The sequence below is a fragment of the Pseudoalteromonas sp. SR43-7 genome (assembly GCF_014163785.1).
Classification (GTDB): domain Bacteria; phylum Pseudomonadota; class Gammaproteobacteria; order Enterobacterales; family Alteromonadaceae; genus Pseudoalteromonas; species Pseudoalteromonas distincta.
In genome coordinates this window covers 24,084-42,894 of sequence record NZ_JACJDY010000007.1, presented here as the reverse complement: position 1 = coordinate 42,894, position 18,811 = coordinate 24,084, and the positions used below count along the sequence as shown (strand labels likewise).

Below are 18,811 nucleotides of genomic sequence, written 5' to 3'. Positions count from 1 at the left end.
TATTTACTAAACAATTAACTGATTAAAGCTAAATTATTTTCCTGATGTATCACAATTGTGGCTTAACAACATAAGTTCACGAAGTGCTACCGAGAACTTAGCAAAGTCGTGGCTTTGTGATGTTTTAAACTCAGCCAGCATTTGTTTCCAGCGTTGAAGTAATAAATCTTGACTATCCATCCACTCGTCTATTTGACTATCAACATCGCTCTCATCACCTTCAAAGCTATTTAATACAACTTCAGATAACGTACGTTGCTGCCAATCAAGCTCTTCTCGATAAGACGAGCGAGCAAGTGCTTGCCAATGATTTGCTACTGGTTGCTTAGTTATTTGCTCTAAGAACCAATGCAGACCCATTCTTGCACCTAGTTTAAAGTAAGTATTGGACACCATCGAAATACTCTTACCTGAACTATTCGCAACTTCTGCTAAATCCATCACAGAGAATAAGCTTGATAAAGAAACAATACGATTAGCTATATCTGTTGGAACGCCCGCGTCAATTAACTTATTGGCCTCAATTACAATACGATCATTTTCTTTTTCAATCATATATGTATTTAAGTTATCGCTTAAATCTTTGAATGTTGGCGCAAAGAATTCAATTCCTTGTTCAATCGTTTGTGACTTATTACGGTGACGTAAGAACCAACGCGTTGCACGGCGCACAGTACGACGAAGTTGGTAAAGCATTTCAGTTTGAACAGCTGCTGGTATTTTATTATCAAGTGCACTAATAGAAGACCATGTTTCACGCATTTCAAAGATTTCGCTAGCAATTGAATAACACATTGCTATTTCAGCTTCATTAGCACCGGTTTCTTCATGCATACGGACCATAAAGTTTAAACCCATATCGTTAACGATACTGTTTGCAAGTTTAGTTGCAATAATTTCTTTACGAAGTGGGTGGTTGTTCATCGCATCGTTAAACTTCTCACGCAATGGACGTGGGAATGACTTAACAAGCAATTGACGATAGTAAGGGTTTTCAGTAATTTCATCACTTACTAAAGACTCTTTTAATACCATTTTTGCGTAAGACACTAGCACTGAAAGTTCAGGACGAGTTAAGTCTTTACCTGCAGCAGCGCGTTCTGCCAATTCTTCATCACTTGGAATAAATTCGATAGCACGGTTTAACTTGCCTTCTTTTTCAAGCGCATGAATAAAGCGAATCTTTTCTTTGAGTGTTGAAGTACCTTTAGACTGCGTAATTGAAATAGTATGTGTTTGACGGTAACAGTCTTTTAGTACTAATTCAGAAACTTCATCTGTCATTGAGTAAAGTAGCTCATCACGTTGTTTACGTGTTAAATCACCTTCAGCAACTAAGCCATTAAGTAATATCTTAATGTTAACTTCGTTATCTGAACAGGCAACACCCCCTACGTTATCAATAAAGTCAGTATTAACACGACCACCCTTAGCTGCAAATTCAACACGACCTAATTGCGTTGCACCTAAATTACCGCCCTCACCTATTATTTTAGCGCCTAAATCTCGACCGTTGATACGTAGTGCATCGTTTGCACGATCCCCTACATCGGCATCAGTTTCTTTAGAGTGTTTAATGTATGTACCAATACCGCCATTCCACAGTAAATCAAACTCCATCATTAATGAGGCTTTCATTAACTCATTTGGAGTCATACTAGCTTTTTTAGTGCCCAACATTTTTTTCATTTCTGGGCTAAGCGTAATTGATTTAGCTGCACGAGAGAACACACCACCGCCGGCAGAAATTAACTCTTTATTGTAATCTTCCCAAGATGAACGCGGCATATTAAATAAACGTTCGCGCTCTGGATAAGAAGTTGCAGCATCTGGGTTAGGGTCAACAAAAATGTGCATATGGTTAAAGGCAACTTGTAGACGAATATGCTTAGATAACAGCATACCATTACCAAATACATCACCTGCCATATCGCCAATTGCTACTACTGTAAAGTCGGTAGTTTGACAATCAATATCCATTTCACGGAAATGTCGTTTAACTGACTCCCATGCACCTTTCGCTGTAATACCCATTTTCTTATGGTCATAACCAACCGAGCCACCAGATGCGAATGCATCACCTAGCCAGAAATTGTATTCGTTAGCAATGCCATTTGCGATATCAGAAAAAGTAGCTGTTCCTTTATCCGCTGCAACTACTAGGTAAGCATCATCTTCATCGTGACGAACAACATCGCGCGCTGGTACTATTTCACCACGCTCAATATTATCAGTAATATCTAAAAGACCACGGATAAAGATTTTGTAACACTCTTGGCCTTCTTTAATAAACGCTTCGCGCTCAGTCGGTAGTTGTTTACATACAAAGCCACCTTTAGAACCAACAGGTACAATTACTGTATTTTTAACTTGTTGTGCTTTAACTAAGCCAAGTACTTCAGTACGGAAATCTTCACGACGGTCAGACCAACGCAGACCACCACGCGCTACTTTACCGTAACGTAAATGCACTCCTTCTACACGCGGAGAATAAACAAAAATTTCAAACGCAGGTAAAGGAAGTGGTACATCAGGAATTAAGCTAGGTTGTATTTTAAACGACACATAAGACTTAAACTGTCCGGCATCGTCTTTTTGGAAATAGTTAGTACGCAGCGTCGCAACAATCATATCAACGTATAAACGTATAATACGGTCATCATCAAGGTTTGCTACATTTTCAAGCTCTAAATAAATTTGCGTGCTTAGCTTTTCAAGTGTTTTAGCACTTGCAGGGCTTTTAACTGAGAACTTTTTAGCAAACAAGTTAACAATTTGCGCTGCGATATTTGGATAATTTGCAAATGTACTTTCTATGTAACTTTGTGAGAACGTTACACCAATTTGACGCATGTACTTAGCGTACGCACGTAAAATAGATGCTTCGCGGCCTGTTAGGCCACCCATTAACACTAAACGGTTAAAACCATCGTTTTCAAGGCGGTTGCCCCAAACATTTGTTAATGCAGCGCGAAAACGTGCTGAAATTTTATCAAAATCTGCCATCCCTTTACTGTCAATAAGCATCGAGAAGTCCATGATCCAGTTGATACGACCATCGCTAGTTTTAACTGAATACGGTGTTTCACCCACAACGCGAAGGCCAAAGTTTTCAAGCATTGGCATAACATCAGATAAGTGGATCGGCTCATCTTTATGGAATAAGCTTAATCGTACAATATTGCTGTTTGCTTCTTCTTGAGGACGGTAAAACAGCATTTCTAGTTTGTTTTCATCGCTAAGTAGTTCTAACTTCTCAATATCAACAACCGCAGCACTTGGAAGCACTTCATCTTTGTATGAGCGTGCAAACGCATTACAGTATTTACGATTTAAATCGTTACCACGCGCTTCACCCGCAGACTCTAAAAGAGCAGATTGAAGTTTATCTTCCCACGTACGTGCTGCTTCTACTAAATTGTTTTCGATGTCTTTCACGTTATATTCGATCTTGTTGTCGGTCACACGGACGGTGTAATGAGTACGCGCCAGTGTTGACTCAGAGAAATAAGTAGTAAATTCGACTTTATCGTCAGAATTAAATGCATTAGCTAATATATCTTGCGTTTCACGACGAAGAGCCGTGTTATAACGCTCGCGAGGTACATAAACCATACAAGATAAAAAACGACCATACGCATCTTTACGTACAAACAAGCGACACATATCGCGCTCTTGTACTTGTAACACACCCATAGCAACTTCAAGTAGCTCACCTTCGCGCGCTTGAACTAGCTCATCACGTGGGTAGGTTTCTAAAATATTTAAAACAGCTTTGTAAGCGTGAGTACCTTTAGCAAAATCACACATTTCCATAATGCGATTAATTTTACTTTTTAACACAGGCACATCTGTAGCGCTGTTATTGTAAAAGCTTGATGAGAATAAACCGATAAAGCGATCTTCACCAATTACATTGCCTTCATCGTCAAAGCGCTTAATACCTACATAATCAATGTAAGCTGGACGATGAACACGAGAAACAGAGTTAGTTTTTGTTAAGATCAGTAGGTTGCTGCTACGAGCTTCTTGACGTGCAACTTCAGGTAATTCTGATAATAAGCGAGTGTGTTCTTCAGTTGAGTTTTTCATCAAGCCTAGGCTTGTATCCATTTTACCTTTTAGTTGGTAATCACCTTGAACTGGGCTTAACTCATATTCACGGTAACCCATTAGGGTAAAATTATCTTTAGCTAACCAATCTAAAAACTCAGTTGTTTCTGAAACTTCATCTTTACTTTTATTATGATGACGTTTAGGTAATTCTTTAGTCACTGCAATCAATTTTTTACGAATTGGTTGCCAATCATCAACAGCAACTGATACATCAACAAGCACAGACTCTAATTCTTTTTTGAAAGACTCAATCACAGAAGAATCTGTTTGACGGTCAATTTCAATAAAAAATACTGTTTTAGTAGATGAAGATTCTTGCTCTGCTTTTAAATTTGATAATCCAGAAATTTTAGCGTTTTCATCACGCTTAATTTTTAATGGGCAGTGAAGTAATAAGTGAGAGGCGATATTTTCACGAGTCATGGCCATACGAACAGAATCAACTAAGAACGGCATATCTTTAGTGATAATTTCAACGATTGTATGTGATGACTGCCAGCCATCTTTTGCCACTTCTGGATTGAAAACGCGGATAACTGCATCGTCAGTAGTATTTTTTTCTAGCGAGTTCCAAAGGCTTAATGCTGCGCCATATAGGTCACTATCGTTGCGGTTTGCCAAATCCTCTTTAGACATATTGCTGTACAAGGCTTTGGCGAATTTCTCAACGAGTAACACATTATCAGCGCGAACTTTTTTCTGGATCAGCTTACAGACATTATCTAGGATAACCGAGGCTTGGCCTTCATTTCGTGTCATTGTATGTTCCTTAATCTATTACTGCTAAAAGCAGAATATTTGTACAGCGTATTATTAGCGTGGAGTCAGTTAAATTCTAACCCTTTTACAGCTAATAAACAGCCTTTTCGATGAAAACATTTTAAGCATTTCAGCTATTTGGTCATCTATTCACAAAATATAGATATAAATGGCCATTACTGGCCATTTAGGAGCAAAAGTATTCACATTATTTTTTCTGGTCAGTCCAGAGAAGGCTACCAATTGCAGGTAATAACAACACTGCACCTAACATATTCACTAAAAACATGAAGGTTAATAGTATACCCATATCAACTTGGAATTTAAGATCTGAGAATATCCAAGTGCTCACACCAATAGCTAATGTAATACCAGTAAATAGAACCGCACTGCCACGCTCAACAAGCGCATTTCGATAAGCAACACTAAGCGGTACGTTTTGCTTAAGCTGCCCCATCATCGACGACAGTATATAAATACCGTAATCAACACCAATACCTACACCTAATGCAATTACAGGTAAAGTAGAAACAGTTAAGCCTATTTCCAGCTGTACCATAAGTGCTTGGGCAAGGGTTGATACAATATAAAGCGGTAATACCACGGCTACTGTTGCTTTTACGCTTCTAAAGCTCATTAAACATAAAATAATAACGGCACCATAAACGTAAAGCATCATGGGTATTTGTGCTTCTGATACAGACTCATTAGTCGCGGCCATTACGCCCACAGGTCCTGACGCTAATTTAAATGCCAATTTATCAGTGCCCTCTTCTTGGCCAAATTGCTTAACACTCTTAATTACGGTATCGATAGTTTGTGCTTTATGATCATCTAAGAATATAATCACAGGCATAACAGAACAATCACCGTTAAGTAAACCTGTACTAGTTTCAACTCGAGACGTTGACTGTACTAAGCTTGCTGAATTTCTTGGCAAACTCTGCCATTTTAAATTGCCTTCGTTGTAGCCCGCGTTAACCGATTGAGCTACAGAGCTCAAACTTACAGCAGACTGCACACCGGCCACATTCTCAACTTTGTATTGAAAACGGCTTATACGCTCCATCACATCATGCTCAGTACATGCTGCAGGATACGCCTCTACAATTACTTTTAAAATATCAGATGAGATAGTGTACTTATCTGATATTAAAAACGTGTCTTGGTTGTAACGGGCACCTTGATGCAGAGATGGTGCGCCTGCGTGTAAGTCACCTATACGCATTTTATCTGCTTGCCAGTAGCCTAGAGCAAATAAAACAAGAGTAAAACCGATAATCATTTTAGCGATTTTAGGATCGGTTGCTTTTACTAAAATGTCTCTGATCTTATCAAGTATATTAGGCTTCTCAGCATCACCAGATTGAATATGTACACTGTTTTCAAAGTTCATGTACGACGCCCAAACTGGCAGCAAAATTAAATTTGTAAATATAATTACTGCCACACCTAAACTCGCTGTAATAGCAAGTTCGCGGATAATACCAATATCAATAGTAAGTAACGTTAAAAAGCCTACGGTGTCTGAAAGCAGTGCAATACCACCTGGTATTAATAAAGCCCTGAAACTTGACTGACAACAAATTCGCGTACTTTTTCCTTCACCTACTTTTTTGCCAATCGCATTAATCATCTGCACACCATGGCTTACACCAATAGCAAAGACTAAAAACGGCACCAAAATAGACATAGGGTCTAGTCCAAACCCTAAACTTGAAAGCAGGCCTAATTGCCAAATAACGGCAATAATAGAACACGCGATAGGCAAAATAGTTAGCTTTAAGCTGCCACAAAATAGCCAAACCATAATAAAGGTAAAGGCGATAGCAATGGCAAAAAATACGACTACCCCTTTTGCGCCTTCAGCTATATCACCAGCCATTTTTGCAAAGCCAATAATATGAATACTTACTTTGTCTGTACTTAAAGGCTCTCTTAAATCACTTTCTAGCTTTTGTGCAAAAGCTAATGTGTCTAATTTTTGTTGTGTTTGAGGATCTGTTTCTAAAAGTTGAGCCGTTACCATTGCACACGAGTAATCGCTGGCAATCATACGCCCTACAACTTTTGCTTTTTCAATGTTTTCCTTTACTACACCTAATCCACGCGTATCTGCTTTAAAGTTTGCAGGAATAATTGGACCACCGGCAAAGCCATCCTCTACTACTTCTACAAAGCGAGCACTAGGTGAAAATATAGAATTCACTAAAGGACGATTTACACCAGGAATAAAATAAAGCTGATCGTGAACCGCTTTTAATTGAGTAAAAAATTCTGGATTAAATATATCTCCGCTCTCGTCACATACTGAAATTAAAATACTGTTTGCACCACCAAACTGTTTTTCATGTTTAGTGTATACCTTCATGTAATCGTGATTTAACGGGATATTTTTATTAAACGATGCATCAAGTTGAATTTGAGTCGCTTTAAATACAAGTAAAAAGGTTATAAGTGCAAAACTTATAAGCATAATTAAGCGATGTCTAAAAATCGCCTTTTCAATAAAATCGAGTAACTTATGCATTAAGGGGTTAACTCCTTCACTTTAATGCCATCTTCTGTAGCCATGATCAATCTGTTATCTAAAATTACACCATCAAGAATCGCTTTACCGTCAGCAAGCTGCTCATGGGTGAGTAACCCATCTTGAAGATGAAAAATAACGCCACTATTAGCGAGCATGAGCCATTGTTTGTTATTATAATTAATGATGTTGTTAATCGTCGCTGTTTTAACATTTTCAAAATGCTGCCACTGCTTTTCGCCACTTTGCTTTGCAAAAACATTACCTCGTAGCCCCGCCACAATTTCTTGTGTGCTATCAGAGGCAACTGCAAAGAATGAACCGGGATAAACTTCTTCTATTCTTTGCCAAGTTTGACCATCGTCAATGCTTCTGGCCATTAAACCCATTTCACCAACGAGCATTAATCCATTGTCTGTTTTTTCTATGCGATTAAAGTGCGGTAAAATAGAAGCAGTTTCCGCTTCGTATCCTTGTGGGTCATTTTCTTTTAAATCGTTTAAGTAATCACGATCATCACTAAAAAGTAGCGAATCTAAAAAGCGTTTTTGCCAATGTTGACCACCGTCTGTAGTTTGATAAAACATGCCATATGCGCCCACTGCAAAACCTTTTAAGTCATCTTCAAATAAAATATCTAAACATGGTTTATCTAATTCAGGTAATGCTTGTTGTAGGTGCCAATTAACGCCACCGTCAGTAGTATTTATGATTGTTGCATCGTGGCCACACGCCCATCCATTATTTTCGTTACTAAAATCAACGGCAGTTAAGAGCACTTGAGTTGGAACTAGCTCAGCTTGTTGCCATGAATCACCCGATGTACTTTTAATAACAGTACCGTGTTTACCAACAGCAATTAAGCCATTACCCGTGTTAGTTATATCGGTGAGTAAGGTTTTAGCTGCATTTGTTGCACTGATTGCATAGTTAGGGGCTTCTTGTGCAACACTCGCACCGCTTATTATCAGGCTGGCATATACCAAATACTTCATAAATTTTAATCGCCTTGTACGAGAGAGTTGTTTGTCTTTTTACTAGGGAGTGCGTTGCGCGCTGTAAGACAAACGCGATGAGAAAGGAAAAGGCACTTAACATATTGTTAAGTGCCTAGTTTAATACTATCTACCAGCGCGACGTAAAGCGCTTGAAGTAAATTCGTTATCGTTAAACGACTGTGAAAAATCGTACATTTTTTCTTGGTTATCTAAACCAATTGCTAAATAACGACGAGAATTCAAATCATGATAAACCTCAAGCGTACTCCACTGTGTAGGAACTTCGTAATAGTTAAGGCCATAAGCCATGGCTACACGGTAAAGTTGGTCGCGGTTATCATAAATATCAGTTACCTGTACTTGCCAGCTATCTTCATCAATGTAAAACACACGTTTTTTATAGATATGGCGTGTATCATCTTTTAAGTTAGCTTCAACAACCCAAACACGATGTTTTTCGTAACGTGTATGTTCTGGGTTAATATGGCCAGGCATTAAAATATCATCGTACTCTAGCTTGTCGCTATGAAGTTTGTAGCTGTTATAAGGTATATATAACTCTTGCTTACCTTTCAGCGTCCAGTTGTAACGATTTGGTGAGCCATTAAACATATCAAAATCATCGGTAGTGCGCAGGCTATCTGCAGCTGTGCCTGGTGCATCATATGCAACATTAGGTGCACGACGAACACGACGTTGTCCCGAGTTATAAGTCCATGCTTGGCGCGGCGTTAATATTTGGTCCATTGTTTCATGAACTAATAATGCAGTACCCGCTAAACGTGCAGGCTCTGTAACGCTTTGTTTAAACTTAAACAAAATGTTTGAGTCTTGTAGCTCTGCTGGTGTAGCGCTTGGGTCTGAGTATTTAACTAATAGCTGCTCATCAAAACCAACATAGTTGTAAGAACCAGATGCAGTCGGTGCAGCTTGACCACCAAAACGCTCAATAGACTGGCCACGGTAACGTAATAAGTGATTCCAAATTGCCTCTAAACCTGTTTTAGGGATAGGGAAAGGAATACCAATCGCCGTATTTTTAATACCGTTACCGCCTTCGATTAATTCAGCAGTTGATGCAAACTTTTTAGTCGCGTCATAAACAAACTGAGGGTAAGAAGCTGAGCGGCGTGTTTCATACACTGGCATCTTAAATGTATCTGGGTATGCTTCAAATAAAGCAATTTGACCCGGACTTAAATTGGCTTTGTACTTTTCAATATTACTTTTATCGATAGTGAAAAGTACTTTATCAGCTGTAAACGGGTCAAGGTGATGCATACCAGCTTCATAACCTGCAGGCGCTGTTGTAATTCCGTTATTCCACGCTGGAATAGAACCATCAGCATTCGCAGCTTTTTCTGCACCCATTGGCGTTAAGTTTTGACCTAATTGAGCAACTTCATCAGCGCTTAATTTAGCCAAAGCTGCGCTGCTTGCAAACAAACTACAAAATGCTGTAGCGATGAGGGTAGGTTTTTTAATCATAGTAATGTTACCCCTAAATAGAATATTTTAAGTTAAAAGAAACGTAATCGCGGTCTGAGAATGTATTAACACCGCCACCGCCCCAAAACGAGTTATAGCTCACATCAAGTGACCACGCATTTTGGTAGTTAAAGTTCATCGTAGCACCTAAAGATTTACGATCTTCAATAAATAAGAACATAGGATCTGGTGTATTACCGTTTACGTCATGAGAAAATACAAAACGTGGTGAAAAGTTAATACCTTTGTAAAAGTTGAAGTAATCGCCTTTAGCAATTAGGCGGTAACCCCAAGAAGATGCTGTAGCGAATGATTTTTCTTCAGCGCCATTTGAAAGACCAAGTTGCAATGTTGAATAATCAGTAGTACCTGGGCCTGTTATTGTGCCACTACGGCCAGTACCTGATACATTTAAACGCATTTCGTCATAGTCAGGCATATCGTGAATTTTAACTGCACCCACTTCACCAACTACAGCCCAACTATCAGCACCTAATGAAGGACCAAATAAATGTGTTGCTGTAAATTGAATTTGTGATGTATCGCGTTCAATGTAGCCTTTGGCAACTTCACCTGCACCAACTGAGCTTACCGCATCGCCTATACTCATTTGCGAAATACCCGCAAAATCAGGACGAATACCAGCAACCGCCAATTGTTCAGGCATAGCTGTGTAAAGTAACTCTACGTCATCAATTTGTAGCGGTTCATCTTGGCGAAAAGCAAATTCACCAGCGAAGGCTGTTTCGCCGATAGTCGTATTAAAACTTAAACCATATAACTTAATATCTTCAGGGTACTCGTTTTCAGCTTTAGAAAAAGCAGTTAAATCAGCAACATTATCTGACGTGATTTCTGTTGTCATGATCATCGCTAAATCTTGGGCAATTGCAGCTTGTGAAAAGTTTGATACGCGACCAGATATAAGCGGACGACGGCTATGATAATTCACGTGATAGAGTGCAATTTCAGTATCATTAAATTCAGGTAAAAATACACCTAAACGTAAACCATACTGACCGCCATCTTCAGGCTCTGTTTTACCATTATCCCCTTTACCTTTTAAAGCAACTTTAGTTGGGTATGCAAGATACATTTGAGCTAATAAAGCACTTCCTTCTGCACTTGAAGGATCAATACCTTGTGCTGCTGCGGCTAATGCAAAATCAGATGTTAAGTTATTCAAGCTATCTGTTAAAAAAGCAACATCAATATCAGGATTAGACGTAAAACCTAATTGAACATTCTGCTGATAACCATTTTCTGCTGCAAAGTCATTAGTCGAAAAATACGTACCAGCTGCGGGTAAACGCGTTTCTTGCCATTGGTATTGGTAGAAACCTTCAAGGGTAATGTTGTCAGTAATGCCAAGCGATGCCCAAAGCATGCCTACAGGTATGAATGCTTCTTTAAGCTCAGCACCTGGCGCTTTCAATCGGTCAATATCAACTGGGTTTACGTTAATACCATGAGATATAAGTGTACTCTCACCCCAGTTAACTACTTGTTGACCTAAACGGACAGATAAAGGGTTATTACCATCATTTAAATCAAAATCAGCCCACACAAACGCATCTAATAAACGAATATCTGCACAGCTTTGCGCTTTAGTGTCTTTATCATCACACGGATCAACCCCCTGCCCTGATGTAGGATTTGAATATGCATGATAGCCATCCATCAACGCAAAGTCATAAAAATACATGAAGCGAGTGAACAAACCGTAGTTATCTTTATTTATTGAAAGGTCGTGTGTTCCCTTCAAAAGTTTTGAAAATGAGTCACCACTGTCAAAATTTAAATTACCAGCATCACCATTATTTGAATAAGAGCCAGGTTGAGCCCATACATCTTGAGATGAGTAAATAGTGTTGTTTAGCGCAGGGTTGTAACCTGTCCAATCAAATGCCGGATTGTTACTTTTACCAATTAGGCTAAAGTCTCTGTCTTCTACGCGAACACTTTGCCCATATGAAAAGGTTGAATCGAAGGTAATATCAAAACCTCCAGCTTCAAATGTTACAGCTTGTGTACTTGCTGCAGATAAACCTAAGCTAGCGGCTGCTATACCTATAGCGATTCTATTTTTAACAAAAAGCGATCTTCTTATCATTTTGGTTCCCCCCTGTCGCGGGTCATTTTGTGTGATCAAGTTATTGTTTTTAGTGTAATCATAACGATAGAAGCGAATCAGTGAAATTACAAATACTCGCTCTAATCTTCCGTATACTTTATATTTTGGTTGACGCTTACGTATTGGTAAGACGTCGTACCAGATAATTTATACACGTAATTTAACAATAGGACAAATTGAAATTAACAAAAATACAATATTTTTATGTATATATAACATAAAAACCGAGTGTCAGGCCACTCGCTCTAGGCGGATAAACTTGTTTTCGGGGGTTAATAAGAGTCTAAAACGACCACGTACACCTAAACTTGAGATGAAGGGCCTCAAATGTGTAGCAGCAAAACGAATCGTTTTACCGCCATCTTCTACAACTTGTAAAGAGCTAAAACGGCCATGGTAGTAATCCAAGCACTCGTTATAGCTCAATCTTAAGGTAAAATAATACTCAATCATTTATGCGAGCGCTTTTTCAACCTTTTCATACAAATCAGCACTTAGCCCATCTAGATTAGCTAAGCGTTGTAATTGCAGTTTCATTGCTTGAGAGCGAACATCATCGTAACGCTTCCATGACATGAACGGTGTTAGCATACGAGACGCATTTTGTGGATTAATTGCATTAAGTTTTATTAACAAGTCACCTAATAGCTTATAACCTTGGGCATCTGAGCGATGAAATTGTGCGGTATTAAAGTGACTAAAGCTTCCTACAAGTGCACGTACACGGTTCGGGTTTGAAAAGTCAAAACACGGATGTTCGTAAAGTGCCTTAATATTGTCTATAGCATTATTGCCTGATTGCATAGCTTGAAGTGCAAACCACTTATCCATCACTAAAACATCATGACGCCACTGACTATCAAAATGACTCAAAAGCTCTTCTTGTATAGGGTGGGATGCTTTTACCACTGCGCTTAGTGCACCAAGTACATTGGTCATATTAGTCGAATTTGCGGCTTCTTTAATAAAGCTTACAGCCTCTGGCTTTTGAGTTTTAGCCAAATAATGCAAGCATATTTGTTTTAAAGCGCGCTTAGCAACGGAGCTTGCACTTATACTGCCATCATCTTCAAGAGATTCGTAACAAGCAAGCAGTTCATCAGCAAGTTCGTCAGCAATTTGTTGCTCAAACTTTTCTGTTATTTCAATAATCTCATCAACAGGTATTACTTCAAATTCAGCGGCTAATGTATCAAAACTTGGCAGTTTAAACAGCTCTGCGATTAAGGCTAAATCGCCCTCTTTGGTATTTATAAGTACACGTAGCGCATTTATAGTTTCGCTGCTTAACATGCTATTAGTTGTGTCGGTAATCTGAGACTTAACCGCTTTAATAAATAGCTGCTGTTGTGCATCCCAACGTGCAAAATCACTGCGTGCAAAACGCATAATATGTAATAGTTCGGGCTCTGTTGTTTGCTGATTTAAAATACAAGGTGCAGAAAAATCTTCGAGTAAAGCCGCAACAGGCTTTTCTAAGATATTATCAAAGCTAAATGTTTGAGTTGTACTTGTTACATCAAGCACATGATCTAGTTTTTTACCTTTGTATTGCAGAGCAATACTTTCCCCATTCGCATCAAGTAGTTCAATAGCAAAAGGTATATGAAGTGGTTTATTGTATGGCTGATTGTCCGGTGCTGCTTGTTCTATTGTTAATGTATACGTATTTGAACTGCTATCAAAATGTTGTATTGCATTTAAGCGCGGGGTACCCGATTGACTATACCACAGCTTAAATTGCTCTAAATTTACACCTGATGCATCGCTCATTGCACTGACAAAGTCATCACATGTTACTGCTTGCCCATCGTGGCGCTCAAAGTAAAGTGTCATTCCTTTTTGAAAATTAGTTTCACCCAGTAACGTGTGCATCATACGGATAACTTCAGCACCTTTATCGTATACTGTTACAGTATAAAAGTTATTCATTTCAATAACTTTTTCAGGACGAATTGGATGCGCCATAGGGCCTGCATCTTCGCTAAACTGATGCGTACGCATTACTTTAACTGCATCAATTCGGTTAAGTGCACGAGAGCCTAAATCACTACTAAACTCTTGGTCTCTAAATACGGTTAACCCTTCTTTTAGCGATAACTGAAACCAATCTCTACAAGTAACTCGGTTACCTGTCCAGTTATGAAAGTACTCATGCCCTACAATGGATTCAATCGTATGGTAGTCTTTGTCTGTCGCTGTTTCTTGATTGGCCAATACACATTTACTATTAAAAACGTTTAGCCCTTTATTTTCCATCGCGCCCATGTTGAAAAAATCGACGGCTACAATCATATAAATATCAAGGTCATACTCTAAATTAAAGCGTTCTTCATCCCATTGCATTGCTTTTTTAAGTGAAGCAATAGCATGAGGTGTTTTAGATAAATTACCCTTATCAACAAATAATGCTAACTCTACGTCTTTGCCGCTTTTAGTTGTGTACGTATCTTTTAAAACATCAAAATCGCCCGCTACAAGTGCAAATAAATAGCTCGGCTTTTTAAATGGGTCTTGCCATTTCACAAAATGACGACCATCTGATGTTTCACCGCTATCTACTTGATTACCATTAGAAAGAAGTTGTAGATACTTTTTATCGGCAATAATAGTTACATCAAACGTGGCAAGTACGTCAGGGCGATCCATGTAATAGGTGATTTTTCTAAATCCCTGCGCTTCGCACTGTGTGCAGTACGCACCGCCCGATAAATATAAACCTTCTAAAGAAGTATTCGTCTCAGGTGATATCTCGGTCACAATACTTAATTGGCAACTATCCGGTAGGTTATTAATTATTAGCTGCTCACCAACAATTTCATAATCCGTTATATCAACTGTATCAACAGATAAAGACAGTAAACGCAAATCAATACCATCAAGCACTAAAGGTGCTTTTTTATCACCAACACGGGTAAGTGTTAGTAAAGAGCTTACTTTGGTTGATAAAGGTTGTAGGTCAAATGTTAGCTCTGTGTGGTCAATTAGAAAGTCAGGAGCTTTGTAGTCTTTAAGATATTGTGCTTGAGGTTTACTTGATTCAGTCATAGATACTCCAAAGCAGCTCCTTTTAAGTTAAAAGGAGCTGCTTAAAATTAGGCAGATTGTTTTGGCTTAATACGTAAAATTTTAATGCCTAAGTAGGCATAAACAACCGCTAAAACAGGGTTAATTAAGTTAAAGAAAGCGTAGAGTGCATAATCAAAAGGGTTTATAAGTAAAACGCTTTGCATGTATGCGCCACACGTATTCCATGGAATTAGTGGGCTAGTAATTGTACCGCCATCTTCCAATGTACGAGATAAGTTAACAGGCTTCAAACCACGTTTTTCGTATTCATCTTTAAACATACGTCCAGGTACAACAATCGCTATATATTGATCGGCCGCTATTACGTTAGTTCCTATACACGTAGCTATTGTCGCCGCAATTAACGACCCCGTGCTTTTAGCTATTTTAAGTATGCTTTTTACGAAAATATCCAAAAGGCCTGTTTTTTCCATAATGGCACCAAACATCAGTGCAGTCATAATCAGCCATGTAGTTGTAAGCATACCGGCCATACCGCCACCGCTGAGTAACGAATCCATCTTATCATCGCCGGTACTTATGCTAAAACCATCAAAGAAAGTAGTCCAAACAAGTTTAAAGTAGCCAACTAGCTGTCCTTGAGAAACATCAATTTGGCTAGCAATTAGATCAGACTGAAACAACATAGCCCAAACAGCGCCCACAACAGCACCAATTGAGATAGCAGGAAATGCTGGCATTTTTTTAATAGCTAAAACTAAAAGTACAATTAACGGAATGAGCATTTCAAAACCAATATTAAAGTTTTGCTGTAAAATAGCCGTTATTTCATCAATGCGCCCTGCTTCGCTTGAAGCTGTTGCATTAAACCCCATGAATATAAATATAATCAGTGCAATTACAAAACTTGGTACTGTCGTCCACAGCATATGTTGAATATGCTCAAACAAATCAGCGCCAACAACTGCTGGTGCCAGATTGGTTGTTTCTGACAGCGGGCTTAGCTTATCACCAAAGTATGCACCAGATATAACTGCACCTGCGGTTACTGTTTGCTCAAGTCCAAGACCCGTAGCAACACCTAATAAAGCAACACCTATCGTAGCAGCCGTGGTCCAAGAACTACCAATACTCATTGCTACAATGCCACAAATTAAACAACTCGCTGCATAAAACCAACTTGGATTGATAACTTGTAAGCCATAATAAATTAGAGTTGGTACAGTCCCAGAAAGTAGCCAAGTACCAATTAATGCACCTACCATAAGTAAAATTAAAATCGCACCAAGTGAAAGCGTTATGCCTTCGATCATAGCTTGTTCTAATTTTTTCCATGTGTAACCGTTTTTAAGACCAATTAAAGCCGCTGCAAAAGTGGCAAATAAAAGTGCTATTTGGTTAGGACCGGATGAAGAGTTGTCACCGAATAAGTATACAGCCGCGCCAAGTAAACAGATTAATACAGAGATAGGAATTAATGCATCAAAAAACGAGGCGGGTTTGATTGGTTTATCTTCCAATGGCTTCAAAATAGAGACTCCTACACACACTTGCTGTGTGTTTAATTATTATTTTTAGCACGTAAAGCGCATTAATTGAGCGTCATTAATTCAGCTCAACTTTATGTAATCGAAGATTATAACAATTTAGTAAATTTTAGGTAGTAAAAAAGGCGCCAATGCGCCTTTTTTACAGAGGTAAAACCAGTTATTACTTCTTAGCTATACGACCATAATTTATATAATCTTGAGTAATTAATGCAGCCTCTTCCAAAAATGGGTCAAGCTCTTCAATTACTTCTGGTATATCGTCTAAGTTTTCTACCGGATCTTTACCTAAACGCTTAAGACGTTCGTTAGTACGTACAAGTGCACGTGCTTCACCTTCGTCTTTTTCTTTAATACGGTCTGCTTCAACTAAAGAGATAGTTTTACGGTCTTTCTCTTCGTTGTATAAGGTAATGTCATTAAATACATAACCAAATTCTGGCTCTGATTTAATTCGTACTTCGTGTTGTTTTTCAAGGTACGTAATAATAGGGGTTAAATTACCTAGTTTTTTATATTTCGCTTTAACAATGCTGTCCCAAGGAAGTGCATTATCTTGCTTACTCTCACCCCACTCTGCAGGATCAATTGCTGATGGAAACGAAATATCAGGGATCACACCTTTATGTTGCGTGCTACCACCGTTAATACGATAAAACTTAGCAATAGTATACTGAACGCTACCTAGCGCATTATCGTATAAATCATAAGCACGGCCTAAGCCTTTGTGCTGCTGTACAGTACCCTTACCAAATGTTTGCTCACCAATAATTACAGCGCGACCGTAATCTTGCATTGCTGCTGCGAATATTTCAGAAGCAGATGCACTGTAACGATCAACTAACACAGTTAAAGGGCCGTCATAGTAAGTTATACCATCACGATCTTTTTGCTCTTCTATACGGTTATTTAAGGTATGAATTTGAACAACTGGGCCTTGGTCAAAAAATAAACCTGACAATTGTGTTGCTTCATATAATGAACCACCACCATTTTGGCGCAAGTCGATAATAATACCATCAACCTTTTCTTCTTTAAGCTTAGCAAGTTCTACTTTTACATCTTTCGAAAGATTATTGTAAAAGCCAGGAATTTCAATCACCCCAATTTTACTTGTTAAATCAGAATATTTTGCTTCAAATACTTCTGATTTAGCCGCTCTATCTTCAAGTCGAATTTTATCGCGAGTGATTTCTACAACTTTCGGAGCGCCGTGAGCATCAACACCTTTTAAATACTGTAAACGTACTTTAGTCCCTTTAGGACCTTTAATTAAATCAACTACGTCATCTAAACGCCAGCCAATTACATCTACAAACTCTTCGCCATCTTGAGCAACACCAATAATGCGATCATCAGCTTTAATTTGATCTGTTTTATCTGCAGGGCCTCCCGGCACTAAGCTGCGAATAACAGTGTAATCTTCATCAGGGCTTAATACGGCACCAATGCCCTCAAGCTCTAAGTCCATATCCATTTTGAATTGCTCTGCACGACGTGGCGATAAATAAGACGTATGCGCCTCAATGCTGCGTGCTAGCGAATTCATAACAATTTGAAAAGCATCTTCTGAATTTGATTGTACTAAACGTTTTTCTGCATTTTTGTAGCGTTTGGTCAGCACCTCTTTAATGCCTTCCCAATCTTTACCCGTCATTTTCAAACGCAGTGCGTCGTACTTTACACGCTCACGCCAAATTTCATCAAGCTCAGCTTGTGACGCAGGCCATGCTGAATCTTCACGGTCAAAAAAGTATTTATCTTCTTTATCAAACGTCATCTCTTTTTCAAGCAGAGTAAGTGAATACTCGTAACGTTCAAAACGGCGTTTAAGACTTAAGTTAAAAATATCAAACGTAAAATCTAATTTACCGGTAGTAATAGCGTTATCAAAGTCATCACGATATTGCTCAAATGAGGCGATATCGCTGGCTAAGAAAACGCTTTTATTAAAATCAAGGGATTCGATATAACGATCGTACACTTTACTAGAAAGCTCATCGTTAAATCGAACCGGTGTATAGTGTGAACGAGCAAATAAGCTAGCCACTCGTTTGCTAGCAGTACCATGTTGACTCTCTTGCTTGAGCTGAGGTAAATCGTCAATAGTGACGGCTTCTACAGCAGCAAATAATGAACCTGAAAACAGGGCAGCAACTAACGGAATGAGCGTAAACTTTTTACTCATACACAACTCCTTAATTTATTT

At 38.7% G+C, this 18,811-nt stretch carries 9 protein-coding genes; all 9 read right to left on the bottom strand.

All coding sequences use genetic code 11. The features are described from left to right. Positions 1-33: 33 nt before the first annotated feature. The 9 genes from H5087_RS07215 to prc all read right to left on the bottom strand — a co-directional run bounded on the left by H5087_RS07215 (position 34) and on the right by prc (position 18,790). Positions 34-4,875, bottom strand: coding sequence for an NAD-glutamate dehydrogenase (locus H5087_RS07215; RefSeq protein ID WP_002961899.1), 4,842 nt, complete (start codon positions 4,873-4,875; stop codon positions 34-36). A 208-nt stretch (positions 4,876-5,083) separates the two neighbouring features. Then, positions 5,084-7,405, bottom strand: a complete 2,322-nt coding sequence (locus tag H5087_RS07210; RefSeq protein ID WP_182671587.1) for an RND family transporter — start codon at positions 7,403-7,405, stop codon at positions 5,084-5,086. Continuing rightward, a complete protein-coding gene (locus tag H5087_RS07205) occupies positions 7,405-8,400 on the bottom strand; it encodes a YCF48-related protein (RefSeq protein ID WP_182671586.1) in 996 nt (331 codons plus the stop codon). Before H5087_RS07205 ends, H5087_RS07210 begins: the two co-directional genes overlap by 1 nt. Positions 8,401-8,526: 126 nt before the next feature. Next, positions 8,527-9,891 (bottom strand): DUF1329 domain-containing protein, encoded by a 1,365-nt coding sequence (locus tag H5087_RS07200; RefSeq protein WP_138489130.1) that lies wholly within the window; start codon positions 9,889-9,891, stop codon positions 8,527-8,529. Positions 9,892-9,904: 13 nt separating this feature from the next. Then, entirely contained in the window at positions 9,905-12,004 is a 2,100-nt protein-coding gene (locus H5087_RS07195; protein WP_182671585.1) for a DUF1302 domain-containing protein, read from the bottom strand. 252 nt (positions 12,005-12,256) lie between these two features. Beyond that, a complete protein-coding gene (locus H5087_RS07190) occupies positions 12,257-12,478 on the bottom strand; it encodes a DUF2835 family protein (RefSeq protein WP_182671584.1) in 222 nt (73 codons plus the stop codon). Beyond that, the gene (pepN, locus tag H5087_RS07185) at positions 12,479-15,073 is read right to left on the bottom strand and encodes an aminopeptidase N (RefSeq protein WP_182671583.1); all 2,595 of its coding nucleotides are present in this window, start codon (positions 15,071-15,073) and stop codon (positions 12,479-12,481) included. It lies immediately after the preceding gene. 47 nt (positions 15,074-15,120) lie between these two features. Beyond that, entirely contained in the window at positions 15,121-16,584 is a 1,464-nt protein-coding gene (gene nhaC, locus H5087_RS07180; protein ID WP_002961908.1) for a Na+/H+ antiporter NhaC, read from the bottom strand. Positions 16,585-16,765: 181 nt separating this feature from the next. Further along, complete coding sequence (prc, locus tag H5087_RS07175) at positions 16,766-18,790, bottom strand: carboxy terminal-processing peptidase (RefSeq protein WP_182671582.1); 2,025 nt, start codon at positions 18,788-18,790, stop codon at positions 16,766-16,768. Positions 18,791-18,811 lie beyond the last annotated feature (21 nt).

Coding starts and splice junctions, on each gene's coding strand:
- H5087_RS07190 (WP_182671584.1), bottom strand. CDS start 12,478: ATGATTGAGTATTATTTTACCTTAAGATTGAGCTATAACGAGTGCTTG.
- H5087_RS07215 (WP_002961899.1), bottom strand. CDS start 4,875: ATGACACGAAATGAAGGCCAAGCCTCGGTTATCCTAGATAATGTCTGT.
- prc (WP_182671582.1), bottom strand. CDS start 18,790: ATGAGTAAAAAGTTTACGCTCATTCCGTTAGTTGCTGCCCTGTTTTCA.
- pepN (WP_182671583.1), bottom strand. CDS start 15,073: ATGACTGAATCAAGTAAACCTCAAGCACAATATCTTAAAGACTACAAA.
- H5087_RS07210 (WP_182671587.1), bottom strand. CDS start 7,405: ATGCATAAGTTACTCGATTTTATTGAAAAGGCGATTTTTAGACATCGC.
- H5087_RS07195 (WP_182671585.1), bottom strand. CDS start 12,004: ATGATAAGAAGATCGCTTTTTGTTAAAAATAGAATCGCTATAGGTATA.
- H5087_RS07205 (WP_182671586.1), bottom strand. CDS start 8,400: ATGAAGTATTTGGTATATGCCAGCCTGATAATAAGCGGTGCGAGTGTT.
- H5087_RS07200 (WP_138489130.1), bottom strand. CDS start 9,891: ATGATTAAAAAACCTACCCTCATCGCTACAGCATTTTGTAGTTTGTTT.